At 41.3% G+C, this 12,702-nt stretch carries 9 protein-coding genes; 8 read left to right on the top strand and 1 reads right to left on the bottom strand.

Translation table 11 applies throughout. The features are described 5' to 3' along the window. Positions 1-813: 813 nt before the first annotated feature. Positions 814-1,674, top strand: coding sequence for a GGDEF domain-containing protein (locus QI031_RS12310; protein WP_281485425.1), 861 nt, complete (start codon positions 814-816; stop codon positions 1,672-1,674). 277 nt (positions 1,675-1,951) lie between these two features. Here the strand turns inward: QI031_RS12310 and QI031_RS12305 are convergent, their stop codons facing one another. Then, the gene (locus tag QI031_RS12305) at positions 1,952-2,536 is read right to left on the bottom strand and encodes a hypothetical protein (protein WP_281485424.1); all 585 of its coding nucleotides are present in this window, start codon (positions 2,534-2,536) and stop codon (positions 1,952-1,954) included. A gap of 339 nt (positions 2,537-2,875) precedes the next feature. Between QI031_RS12305 and QI031_RS12300 the strand changes: the two genes are divergently transcribed. The 7 genes from QI031_RS12300 (at position 2,876) to QI031_RS12270 (ending at position 12,668) form a co-directional block, all read left to right on the top strand. After that, positions 2,876-3,886, top strand: a complete 1,011-nt coding sequence (locus tag QI031_RS12300) for an iron ABC transporter substrate-binding protein (RefSeq protein WP_281485423.1) — start codon at positions 2,876-2,878, stop codon at positions 3,884-3,886. 241 nt (positions 3,887-4,127) lie between these two features. Beyond that, positions 4,128-5,777, top strand: coding sequence for an ABC transporter permease (locus QI031_RS12295; protein WP_281485422.1), 1,650 nt, complete (start codon positions 4,128-4,130; stop codon positions 5,775-5,777). A gap of 157 nt (positions 5,778-5,934) precedes the next feature. Next, entirely contained in the window at positions 5,935-7,053 is a 1,119-nt protein-coding gene (locus QI031_RS12290) for an ABC transporter ATP-binding protein (protein ID WP_281485421.1), read from the top strand. Positions 7,054-7,232: 179 nt separating this feature from the next. After that, positions 7,233-7,970 (top strand): COG4280 domain-containing protein, encoded by a 738-nt coding sequence (locus QI031_RS12285; RefSeq protein WP_281485420.1) that lies wholly within the window; start codon positions 7,233-7,235, stop codon positions 7,968-7,970. Between the two features lie 157 nt (positions 7,971-8,127). After that, the gene (locus tag QI031_RS12280; protein ID WP_281485419.1) at positions 8,128-8,835 is read left to right on the top strand and encodes a Uma2 family endonuclease; all 708 of its coding nucleotides are present in this window, start codon (positions 8,128-8,130) and stop codon (positions 8,833-8,835) included. 230 nt (positions 8,836-9,065) lie between these two features. Further along, entirely contained in the window at positions 9,066-9,320 is a 255-nt protein-coding gene (locus QI031_RS12275) for a hypothetical protein (protein ID WP_281485418.1), read from the top strand. Between the two features lie 339 nt (positions 9,321-9,659). Next, positions 9,660-12,668 carry a bifunctional YncE family protein/alkaline phosphatase family protein gene (locus QI031_RS12270; protein WP_281485417.1) on the top strand — a complete coding sequence of 1,003 codons (3,009 nt, stop codon included), beginning with the start codon at positions 9,660-9,662 and terminating at the stop codon, positions 12,666-12,668. Positions 12,669-12,702: the final 34 nt, after the last annotated feature.

Genomic DNA, 12,702 nt, shown 5'->3' with positions numbered 1-12,702 from the left:
GTATTCATTTTTAATTTTTAATTCCACCTTGCGGTACTAGTGGCTATGTACCTCATATAATTAGGAACTGCTATAAGTGCAGATAATGAATTTTTACTAACCCAAGTTGCTAATACAAGCAGGTAGTTTTTAAGCTTTTGCTAATGGATAATTATGTTTACTAAGCAAGCGATCGCCTATGTTCCTAAAATCATCAAATTCACTCGATTGTATCTGCTATCAATGAAGGCGTAGGCATAGCCCGTCGTAGATATCGCATCAGCTAAATGTAGCATATATGCATCAACTTGCTGGTGTCAAAATAGCCGACAATATAGTAAATATAATTCCAGCATTTTTAAAAGTGAGTGTCTAAAAATATATATTAATGCTTTTGTATCGATGCAGGTATTACGCATCTATAACCTTGAGGCAATGTCTACGAAGAGCCACACCTATGTATAGCACTACTAAATCATTCGTGAACAACAAGATCTCCAAGTTCTTTAAGAAGTCGGGGATCTGATTCTCTAAATTTTCATCTATATTTTGATACAGCAATTCACAAGTATATAAACTGTACTCAAGAAATATTTTCAGTTTAGTTAAACATTGGTAAAGTATAAAATACATAGTTAAAAGAAACCTAATCCGACAGACTATAGTCAATACCCACAAGGGATTGCACGTAATGGTGCAGTTAAACCGAGGGAATATATAAGTAGGTCGGTGTAAATAATTATTGTTGGAACAAAGCAGGGGGCAGGGGGAGAAAGCGTTTGAGCCTTATTTACTTTTCTTTACATAGTTTGATTTTATTGCATTAACTTACTTATGTATTTAATTAAAAAATTAGACGCAAAACCTCTATCGTTCTCAATATTACTAAGTATCTGTCTGATTGGCATCATGGGCTTAATTGACCACTACATCCCATCAGATATGTCTGTGTCAATTTTATATTTATTTCCTGTTGGTATTGCTACATGGATAGGTGGTAATTTTATTGGAATATTAATATCTATTATCAGTTCGGTGACATGGTTAATAGTCAATCCCAGACCATTAAATTGTTCTTCAGTATTTTTTGTACCTTACTGGAATACAATTGTAAATCTAGCTTTTTTCTTATTTACTAACTATTTATTATCACAACTTAAATCTACATTAAAAAATCTCGAAAGATTAGCTAGAACTGATGCTTTGACAGGATTAATAAATAGGATGTTTTTCCTAGAGCTAGCTAAACGTGAAATTAATCAAGCTTTAAGACATCAAGAAAGTTTAACACTTGCTTATATTGATATTGATGACTTTAAAAAAATAAATGATCAGTTCGGACATAGTGTAGGCGATCGCCTTTTGTGTTTAGTAGCTGATGTTGCCAAAAATACTCTCCGAAAAATTGATATAGTTGCTAGAATTGGTGGTGATGAATTTGCCATTTTGCTACCACGCACTAGCTATGAATCGGCAGAAGTAGTGCTTTATAGAGTTCAAAGAGTTTTGGTAGCTTCTATGAAACAACAAGGTTTTTCGGTAACTTTTAGTATTGGTGCTATTACTTTTAGCGATCCTCCAGATTCAGTCAATGAAATGATCGAAAGGGCAGATAATCTCATGTATTTTGCCAAAAAGAAAGGAAAGAACTTGTTACAGCATGAATTGGCAGTAACTTTGCAAGATGTTAAATAAATAATGTTTATTTAGTTTGAGATACTTTTAGGTCGAAGCAAGCTACGGGTAGCGTCTCATAGGGAAGCAAAACCCAACACTAGTCAGGACATTAGGTCTCATTCTTCAACCCAACCTACAAATTTTTTGGATCAGGGACTTGCAGAGAATAAATTAACCAATTTATTTAGATGATAGTTTTCTTTCTCCCCCTGCTCCCTGCCCCCTGCCCCCCTGCCTGCACAACGATTGATTATTTTTTTAATTGGAAGTTTCTCAATTTAGCCTTGTCGCGCTACTACCATTGTTCAGCCCAATAGACAATTTCTGAGGTTAAATTATTAATGGCTACGCCGTGGCTATTGCCATGATTCCATTTGAAACCGGGAGTTCCTCGATCTTGTGCATCTAATACCAAGATTTCATAACCAGGGGGAAAAGATTCCGTAGGCGAGTCGCTGGTGTAGAAGAAAGTTGTGGGTACACCATTAGGTAAATTAACGTGGTCGTTTGTACTACCACCTCTATATGTATGTAGAGCAATATTTCTGTATTGTGAAAGTAATTTTTGAATCTTTTGTGGTGACTGTTTCAATCTAACCTGGAAATAACTACCTCCTTGTAAAAATCCTGGAGAGTAAGCAATACGAACACTTTTAGTATCAGTAGGAATTTGATCAGGAAAATATTTGATTTGGTCATTATTAGACCACAGTTGATGCCGAATTTCACTGTATCTTGCCGGATCAGTGATTAATTCTGGCTCATTAGTGTTGCTGAAAGCTTTTTTGAGAAAAAAACTACCGCTGATAATACCGAGACTGCCAAAAGATAATAAGACTATCATGGCAACTTTGACAAGATGCGGATGCGATCGCTTCATCAAGTTGGATACTGCTAATTTTCATAGTTATATATCCAACTACTAAACTAAATTCGTAGGATTGCGGATAGGTTATTAAAGATATTGATGAAAACTTTGCGGATTAAGGGAAAATACGAAGTAATTGTAAAAGATTCGTAAAGTTAGCTGATCAAAATCTCAGCAAAAACCGTAAGTTCTTCTTTCAGAATACAAGGTAACTCTTAACCTGTTGATTGCCTAAACTTAAACTAATTCATGCTTTGATGTAACCTCTCCTTATTTAAAATATCCGTTAATCTTTCCAAAGCTTTCAGAATATTTATCTACAGCCCTGATCTGAAATCGGAGGTTAATTTAATGGTGTCAATTGGAGTGCGGCGAATTTCACTTATCATCGCTGGTATGCTGTTGAGTACAGGAATAGGAATTTCTGTGGCAGCTACCCCGAAAACGCTGACAATTTATTCAGGGCGAGAAGAGAAAATCATGAAACCCCTGATTGAAAAAGCTCAGAAAGATTTGGGGATAAATATTGAAGTGCGGTATGGTGACTCTACAGAATTAGCGATCGCCTTAATTGAAGAAGGTAAAAATAGCCGTGCAGATTTGTTTTATGCTCAAGATGCTGGTTCTTTGGGAGCGATAGCCCAAGAAAAGCGAACCTTGACTATCCCTAACCAACTACTAAACAAAGTTGATGGACAATTTCGCTCTTCTACAGGACAATGGGTTGGCATTTCTGGACGCGCACGGGTAATTGACTACAACACCAAACTTGTTAAAACTAGCGAACTCCCCACGAGTGTAATGCAACTAAGCGATCCCAAATGGCGAGGTAAAGTCGGTTGGGCCCCTACTAATGGTTCTTTTCTCTCATTTGTCACCGCAATGCGACTCCTAGAGGGCGAACAAAAAACCCTGGAGTGGTTGAAGGGAATGAAAGCCAATCAAGCTAAAGCTTACAGTAGCAATAGTGCGATCGTTGAGGCTTTGGGTCGGGGAGAAGTTGCTTTGGGATTAGTGAATAACTATTACCTTTATCGGTTTACCACCAAAGATCCTAATTTTCCTGTAGCTATCCACCATACACGCGGTGATGCCGGATCTTTGATTAACGTAGCTGGTTTAGCAGTTCTAAATACCACTGATCAAAAAAGTGATGCTGAAAAATTGGTAGACTACATGCTCAGTCCAAATGTGCAGAAGTACCTCACTCAGCAGTTTTACGAATATCCGTTGGTGAAAGGCATTCCAGTATCCCAAAAGCAAGTTCCACTCGATCAGCTAAAGTCTCCCCAGCTTGATTTGAGCCAACTTTCAGATCTTAAAGGCACACTTTCATTACTCCAAGAAGCTGGTTTGGTTTAACTAGTAGTCTGTCCCATTAATTTTTAGTGGTAAAATAACGAACCGCCAAGTACGCAAAGTACACAAAGGAAGAGAGAAATAAGAGAAATTGAAAAGCTGATTAACTTATCAAAACTTTTGCAATAGACCACTAGTAGTCCATCAAGCTAATTTTCTTAGGTTCTTAGTTAGCGCTTAATGCAAGGACTAAAGTCCTTACTACAAAACAGCTTACCCTGCTTTCCAATCTTTACCAGAAGTAATGCAAGTTACAGGCACAAAAACTCATCATCCACCTTTATTTCTCATTGTTACAGCTGGATTGACAGCTATAGCGATCGCACTGCCTTTGACTTACTTAGTGATCCGGGTGGCTGGTGTGGGTGAGGAAAGGTTATTAGCTTTGGTATTTCGCCCTCGTAACCTCACAGTATTACTCAATAGCGTGGGCGTAGCCTTAATTAGTACTTTATTAGCAACTGCGATCGCCTTACCGCTAGCATTTCTAACCATACGGACAAACCTACCTTGGCGGCGATTTTGGTTAGTTGCTACCACCTTACCTCTAGCAGTGCCTGACTATGTAGGTGGTTTTGCCTTAATTGCTGCTTTTGGCCCCAAAGGTAGCTTGTTACAACTTTGGTTAAAACCCTTGGGAGTGCAGGAGTTACCAGAAATCTACGGCTGGACTGGGGCAATTTTGGGATTGACTTTGTTTTCCTATCCTTATTTACTGCTGAGTATTCAAGCTGGATGGCAAGGTATCGATCCAGCAATTGAAGAAGTCTCTAGGAGTTTAGGTTATAGCCAGCGGCAGACTTTTTTTCGCATTACCTTACCTGCTTTGCGTCCATCAATCATTGCCGGGGGATTACTCGTAGCGCTGAATGCCTTGCAAGATTTTGGCACAACTTCAGTGATGCGGTTTGATACCTTTACGCGGGCGATTTTTTTGCAATACAAATATACATTTGATCGCCATCAAGCGGCGGCACTGGCTTTAATGCTAGTGAGTTTAGTATTGCTGCTATTGTGGTTGGAATATAAAGCACGTTCACGGGCTGCTTACTACACTCGTGCCACAAAGTCTTACCTTCCACCAGCATTGATTGATCTCGGTATTTGGCAAGTGCCAGCAATATTGTTTTGTCTAACTGTAGTTAGCTTGGGTCTATTGTTACCCGTCGGTGTAACTTCGTTCTGGTTAGTACGAGGATTAATTGTCACAGGCACAAACGAAATTATTTCTTTAGCGCAATTGATGCAATTAGCTGGGGATTCAATAATAGCAGCTGGATTAGCGGCGATCGCAGCCACTTTCTTTGCCTTACCAATCGCTATCTTGGCAGTACGATTTCCTAGTCGTATCACTACTGCTATTGAGCGCTGTAGTTATATTGGCTTTGGTTTACCAGGAATTGTAGTTGCTTTTTCTCTCGTATTTTGGGGAGCAAATTATCTACCTTGGTTGTATCAGACTTTACCCATGCTGATATTTGCTTATTTGGTATTATTTATCGCTCAGTCTGTAGGCACTGTGCGAAGTTCACTGCTTCAAGTCAATCCCAACTTAGAAGAATCTGCCCAAAGTTTAGGTAAAACTCCTTGGCAAACCTTGATCAAAATTACCTTACCGTTGGTCAGTCCAGGGATATTAGGCGGAAGCGCATTAGTGTTTTTAACAGCAATCAAAGAGTTACCAGTGACATTACTATTAGCTCCCATTGGTTTCAATACCCTAGCTACCCATATTTGGAAAGCGACTGAGAGTGTTTCTTATAGTGACGCGGCGGCGGCGGCTCTTGTAATGTTGGTGGTTTCGATTAGTGCCACATTATTTGTGTTGTCTCAAAGCCGCTACAAAGGACTGACTATAGAAGCACAGCGTAGCCTGCAAAGGGAGGTTGATTAGGGACTTCTAACTAAAAAAATATCCCATCGTTATAGAAGCAGGGGGCAGGGAGCAGGGAGCAGGGGGAGTAAGAAAAATAAAATCTGAGTAAATTGGATAATTTATTCTCTGGAAGTCCATTAAAGCAAACTTCGAGGGAAACACAGGATTTAGAGCAATGACAACATCGGCAATTTTACGCTTGGAGAATATCACCCTCAAGTTTTCCCCAAAAGCTGTCCCAGTAATTGCTGGGGTAACTTTGACACTAGCATCAGGAGAGGTGCTGGGGTTGCTGGGCCCTTCTGGGTGTGGTAAAACTACGCTCCTGCGAATTATTGCCGGGTTTGAATCTCCGCAAACGGGAACTGTGGAAATTGCTGGCAGAGTAGTTGCGAATAAGAGTACTTGGATACCACCAGAACAGCGACATGTTGGCATGTTGTTTCAAGATTATGCTTTATTTCCTCATTTATCTGTAAGGGAGAATATTGCCTTTGGTTTGCAATCTACCAAAATGAGCGATCGCCAGCAACGAGTGGCAGAGTTATTAGATTTGGTCAGACTATCGGGATTAGAAAAACGCTATCCCCATGAATTATCTGGAGGTCAGCAACAGCGCGTAGCCTTGGCTCGTGCCTTAGCTCCCCAGCCCAAACTCTTACTTTTAGATGAACCACTAAGTAATCTAGATGCCCAAGTGCGACTGAGTTTGCGAGAAGAAGTCTTAGAAATTCTTAAAACTCAGCAAATTTCGGCAATTTTTGTCACCCACGACCAACAAGAAGCCCTAGCGATCGCTGATCAAGTTGCTGTCATGCAACAAGGTAAATTAGAGCAACTAGGAACACCAGAAGCAATTTATCATCAGCCAGCTTCTCGTTTTGTTGCCGAGTTTGTCACCCAAGCTAACTTTCTCCCAGCTAGACGTAGAGGAAACCTGTGGGAAACAGAAATTGGATGTTTTGCCATCAAAGAACAAAATTCAAACAACGGTATTCATAGCCTATCTTCCCAAAACGGCTACAACTCTAAAGTTAGCGTTTATAGCCTTCACACTGATACAGACAACGGGGATGTGATGATCCCAGAAGAGGACATAATTTTGCAACCAGTAAAGGATGGTGCAGCAATGATTAAGACACGGCGATTTTTAGGTAGTGAATATCGCTACTGCTTACGAACTGCTTCAGGTAAAAAGTTATATGCACGGACACCATCGACCATATCTCTGTCCGTCGGCACACGAGTCAAGCTGTCTGTAATCGGGCCATTGAGATTTTTTCCCTACACTTAAAGCAAAAAAGAAGCAGGGAGAAAGAGGACAAGGGGCAGGGAGCAGGGGAGACAAGGAGACAGTTTTTTCCCCAATTCTCCAATTCTCCTTGTCCCCAATTCCTTTTCTTCCCTATGCCCCATGCCCAATGCCCCATGCCCCACGCCCAATGCCCACAACTAAAAAAAGGTATTAATTTTATGAATTGGGAAATCTTTCTTGCCAGTTTTGCAGGTTCTTTAATTGAATTAGTCGAAATTCTAGGCATAGTGCTTGTTGTCGGTAGGCTAGCAGGTTGGCGTAACGCCCTAGTTGGTTCTGGTAGTGGCATTGCTTTAACAATCATTGGCTCACTTTTCTTAGGGAAAAGTTTGACGCTCATCCCCGTAGACCTTTTGAGGATTGTTGCAGGTAGTTTACTACTTTTGTTTGGGCAGAAGTGGACACGCTCAATTATTAAGTACTACGGCGGTATTCCCAAACAAAAAGGTGACAAAGAAGACAGACTAGAAGCAGAACTAGCAAAAGAAGACAACTCATCTGGCTGGAATTGGTTTGCTGTAGTTACCACATTCAAAGGTGCGCTATTAGATAGTGTAGAAGTAGCGATCGCAGTTGTTACCTTAGGTGCTGCTGGAGGTCAATGGATAGATGCGATTAGTGGTGCTTCATTTGCAGCAGTAGCTTTGGCCGTGATTGCATTTCTGTTTAGAACTCCACTGAATCGCGTGCCTGTCAAGCCGATGAAATTTGTCGCAGCAATGCTACTAATGGGATTTGGCATTTATTGGTTGGGTGAAGGACTGAGAGTGGAGTGGCCATTAGGCAATTGGGCGATTATTTGGTTGCCTTTAGCTTGGGGTAGTTTTATGGCTGCTGCTGCGGCACTGTTGCGTTGGCGAGTTGGGTTGCAAAAACCAGAAGAGATTGTCAGTTAGATTGTATGTGTATGACGTTGCTGACTAAATGTGAACTTTAAAGCAAGCGATCGCAAACTTGATAACCTTTTTTTGTAGCGTAAGTTACAGTCAGCTTTAGCTTTGACATCCAAAGGTTTGCTACAGTTAATGATCAGACAATCATGAGGATTGGCAAATGGTTAGAGAATACTCACCCCAAACACAATCCAATTCGCCTCAAAAATATTTACCTCCGCTTGCAAGTGGCGATCGCCTGACTCGTCCTGAATTTGAGCGACGTTATGCGGCTGCGTCTCACATTAAAAAAGCAGAACTGATCGAAGGAATCGTTTACGTGGCATCTCCCTTAAGACATGAACAGCATGGTAAACCTCACAGTCGAGTGATGACCTGGTTAGGAGTTTATCAAGCCATGACTTTTGGTGTTGACTTAAGTGTTGAACCGACAGTCAGACTAGATTTAGATAATGAACCCCAACCGGATGCGGTACTATTGATTGAACCTGCTAAAGGTGGACAGACTCGATTAAGTAGCGATGGTTATATTGAAGGATCGCCTGAGTTAATTGTGGAAGTTGCCGCAAGTAGTGCCGCAATTGATAGGGGTAGCAAAAAGCAAGTTTATCGTCGTAATGGGGTTTTGGAGTACGTAATCTGGCAATCTTACGATAATCAAATTGAATGGTTTTATCTCGTCGATGGCGACTATCAATTGCTATCTCCCGATACAGATAAGATTATTCGCTCTCAAGTATTTCCAGGTTTGTGGTTGGCGGTGGAACCACTTTTAAATAATCAGATGGCGCGGGTATTGGAGGTCTTGCAGTTGGGGTTAAATTCACCAGAACATGGGGAATTTGTCAAGCAATTGGAGCAGAAATGATCGCATCTGCTAGGGCAAATACCTCTTACACCTGAAGCGATCGCCTACCAATTTTAACACCAGTAAAAACGGCATTGCAGAATCAAGGGATGAAATTTATATATTGAGATCTAAAACTCCTTATTCTCTCTGCACATAGTCCCTCATGAGGAAAACCCCCGTCTCCCCTTGGGCTACCGTGTACATACAAGTCTTTTATAGTTGCTGTGTAACGTAAGGTGGGTTAATTTTTGCAGGCCAGTACAATCGCATTGTTAGTCGAGACATTGGTATTGTCAGTCGATACAATCGCATTGTTAGTCGAGACATTGGTATTGTCAGTCGATACAATCGCATTGTTAGTCGAGACATTGGTATTGTCAGTCGATACAATCGCATTGTTAGTCGAGACATTGGTGTTGTCAGTCGATACAATCGCATTGTTAGTCGAGACAATCGCATTGTCAGTCAATGGGGCAGTTTTAGATGACTTGTGTGTACACTAGACTTCTTGCAAAAGTCCTTATTCTTAGCTTCTTCTTTGCGTCTTTGTCTTGAAAAGTTTGTTACGGAGGGAAACCCTCCTGACAACTTTTCGCTGCGTCTTTGCGTGTTAGCGTAGCGGGGCGTAGCCCGACAAAAAGATATTTATGCAAGAGGTCTACTGTCTCCCCTTGGGAGAAGATCGTGCTGTCTTGCCTCTGCGCCTCTGCGTGATAAAAATCATCCCGCATTTGTGCAACACCAGACTTCCAATGTGAATTTTTCAGTAACCTTGTCTTAGCTTGTTCTTAACTAAAAAATAGGAATATCTGCTGTGTAAGCAAACAGTTTGAGAACAGCAAATGCGAAATTTCAAGCGTAAGCTATATCCTCTACTCAGTCTGCTGATAACAGTGGCGATCGTAGTAAGTGGTATTCAGTTAACCAGCGCTGTGCTTGCTACTACTCCTGTTGGTGAACTTCCTGAAGGTGGGGCATTACTACCCACAGGTCAGATAATCACACCCGCAGCAGCACCAGGTTCGATCTTTGCACCTTTAGCAACTAATTTGCGTACAGATGATAATGCTGATGCCGCTGAAGCTGTAACTACAGCCCTTAGCCCTGATGGTAAAACTCTGTTAGTACTTACCAGTGGCTACAACCAAAACTTCAGAGATGAAAATACTGGTGATCTTTTTACTTATCCTGTACTAGACCCTTTAACAGGTAAACCCACTGATACAACAACTCCAAAAGCAGAATGGGTTTTTGTCTATGATGTCAGCAATGGTAAGTTGACTAAAAAGCAACAGATTAATATTCCTAACACTTACAATGGCTTGGCTTGGGCAAAAGATGGTAGACGCTTTTATGTCTCAGGAGGGATTGATGATCGCGTTTATATCTATGCATCCAAGGGTAATCAGTACTTACCAGATGCCCCTTTTATTCTGTTAGGTCACAATTCTGACCAAACTGCGCCTTTTCCTAGCTATGACGGTGGTTTGTTAAAGGATACACCAGCTGAAACTGCCGCCACAGGCGCAGTAGTTGCAGGTCTTGCCGTAAGTAAAGATGGTAAAACTTTAATAGCAGCCAATTTTGAGAACGATTCAATATCAATTGTCAATACTGCTACTCGCAAGATACTCCAAGAAATTAAGTTCTTTAAACCGGGTGATAAAGTAGCAACCGGGGAATTTCCTTTTGATGTAGCCCTCAAAAGCACAGAAAACGGTGCAGCAGGGAAAGTCTTCATTAGCAGCCAGCGCGATAACGAGGTATTAGCTGTTGGCATTACTTCTGGGGAAATTGTTCGCATACCTGTAGAAAGTCAACCAAATAAGATATTGCTCTCACCTGATCAAAATCGTCTTTATGTAGCTAATGGTAATAGTGACTCAATTTCCGTCATTAATACCAATAGCAACAGTGTTGTCCAAACCATCTCTTTATCTCGACCAAATGACAAGTATAAAGGAGCAAATCCTAACTCTGTAGCGCTGAATCCAGATGGAAGTACACTTTACGTTACTTTGGGCGGTGAAAATGCCGTTGCCGTTGTAGATTTACGTTCTGGTCGGGTGGCTGGACGTATCCCTACTGGTTGGTATCCCAATTCTATTAGTATTAGTCGAGATGGTCAAAAGTTATACGTTGTCAATGCTAAGAGCAACTCTGGCCCTAACCCTTCAAATAACCGGACGACTGAGGCAGGAGAAGCACGCAACACTACTTTTAGAAACGAGTACAACTGGGCTTTAGAAAAAGCTGGAATTGCCATTATTCCCATTCCCAAGGGTGGAACTTTAACTAGCCTTTCGGCGTTAGTAGACAAAAACAACGGTTTTGCTAACCGCCGTCCTGACCGGACAATGAGATTTTTACAAAGTAAGATTAAACACGTTATTTACGTGTTGAAAGAAAATCGCACTTATGACCAAGTACTAGGCGATTTACCTGTTGGGAACGGCGATCCAGCCCTAACTTTATTCCCACAATCTATTTCACCCAACCATCACAAGCTAGCCCTTGACTTTGTAACTTTTGATAACTTCTACGATTCTGGTGAGTCCAGCGGTGTGGGCTGGAACTGGTCTACTTACGGACGGACTACTGATTATACTGAAAAAACTCAGTCAGTACTTTATGGCAACGCTGGGTTTAACGGTCTAACTTACGACTACGAAGGTACTAACCGTAACATCAATATTGCTTTACCACAAACATCTTCTAACCCTTCTCAATTCAATACACGGGTAACAGGAGTTTTAGATCCCTCCGGTCAATCTGCGATTTTGCCTGGAAATAGAGATGTAAATGCTCCCGCAGGCGATGGTGAGCTAGAATCAGATGCGATCGGCGGCTATCTTTGGGATGCAGTACTACGTGCTGGTAAAACTGTACGTAATTACGGTTTCTTTGTTGATGGTAACTACAGTACTTCCCAAGCAGATCCCACACAACCCGATCCTAGTAACCCACGTTACGTTCCCATTTCTCCAACTCCTGCTGCTGATAATATTCCTCAAGCTATAGCAGCAAAAACTGTCTTGCTAGATAAAACTGACATTTATTTCCGGGGATACGATCAGAAGAACTCAGACATTTACCTATACAATGAGTTTGCCCGCGATATTGACAGCTATTTAGCCAGAAATGAATTACCTAACTTGATAATGGTGCGTCTACCTCATGACCATTTTGGTAACTTTGACAACGCTGTAGCTGGTTTAAATACTGCCGAGTTGCAAATGGCTGATAACGATTATGCCGTTGGTTTGTTGGTAGAGAAAATCTCCAAGTCTCCTTTGTGGAAAGAGACTGCGATTGTTGTGTTAGAAGATGATTGCCAAAACGGCCCCGACCATGTTGACAGTCATCGCTCGGTAGCTTATATTATTTCGCCATACACCAAGCGGAAAACCCTCATTAGCACTAACTACAACACTGTCAATGTGCTACGGACAATGGAGGATTTCTTGGGAATCGGCTACTTAGGCATGAATGATGCCAATGCCAAGCCAATGTCGGATGCATTCACTAGAGAACCTGACTTTACCCCTTATACAGCTGTTATACCTGGTAACTTGTGCGCTGAACCTGTAGATCCCAACCTTGTACCAGCTTGCAAAAACTCCAATGCTAAAAAGGCTGCGGCTATTGCATCCTTGCATAATCAACAGTGGTGGACACAAGCAACCAAAGATTTCTACTTTGAAGTTGAAGATAAGCTTGATCCGGATAAATTTAACCGTGTGCTTTGGTCTGGTGTTAAGGGTGAAAATGTACCTTATCCTACAGAACGTAGTCATGCTGATCTTCGCGAAAATCGCCAGCAGTTACTCGCAACTCACGCAAAATCATAAATTAGTTGCGATCGCGAATGAAAATTAGATAAGG

The sequence above is a fragment of the Halotia branconii CENA392 genome (assembly GCF_029953635.1).
Classification (GTDB): domain Bacteria; phylum Cyanobacteriota; class Cyanobacteriia; order Cyanobacteriales; family Nostocaceae; genus Halotia; species Halotia branconii.
This window is presented reverse-complemented; position numbering and strand designations above follow the sequence as displayed.

What these genes read in the sequence shown, in the direction of transcription:
- QI031_RS12285 (WP_281485420.1), top strand. Translation starts at nt 7,233, where the DNA reads ATGAATTGGGAAATCTTTCTTGCCAGTTTTGCAGGTTCTTTAATTGAA.
- QI031_RS12295 (WP_281485422.1), top strand. Translation starts at nt 4,128, where the DNA reads ATGCAAGTTACAGGCACAAAAACTCATCATCCACCTTTATTTCTCATT.
- QI031_RS12300 (WP_281485423.1), top strand. Translation starts at nt 2,876, where the DNA reads ATGGTGTCAATTGGAGTGCGGCGAATTTCACTTATCATCGCTGGTATG.
- QI031_RS12270 (WP_281485417.1), top strand. Translation starts at nt 9,660, where the DNA reads ATGCGAAATTTCAAGCGTAAGCTATATCCTCTACTCAGTCTGCTGATA.
- QI031_RS12310 (WP_281485425.1), top strand. Translation starts at nt 814, where the DNA reads ATGTATTTAATTAAAAAATTAGACGCAAAACCTCTATCGTTCTCAATA.
- QI031_RS12290 (WP_281485421.1), top strand. Translation starts at nt 5,935, where the DNA reads ATGACAACATCGGCAATTTTACGCTTGGAGAATATCACCCTCAAGTTT.
- QI031_RS12305 (WP_281485424.1), bottom strand. Translation starts at nt 2,536, where the DNA reads ATGAAGCGATCGCATCCGCATCTTGTCAAAGTTGCCATGATAGTCTTA.
- QI031_RS12280 (WP_281485419.1), top strand. Translation starts at nt 8,128, where the DNA reads ATGGTTAGAGAATACTCACCCCAAACACAATCCAATTCGCCTCAAAAA.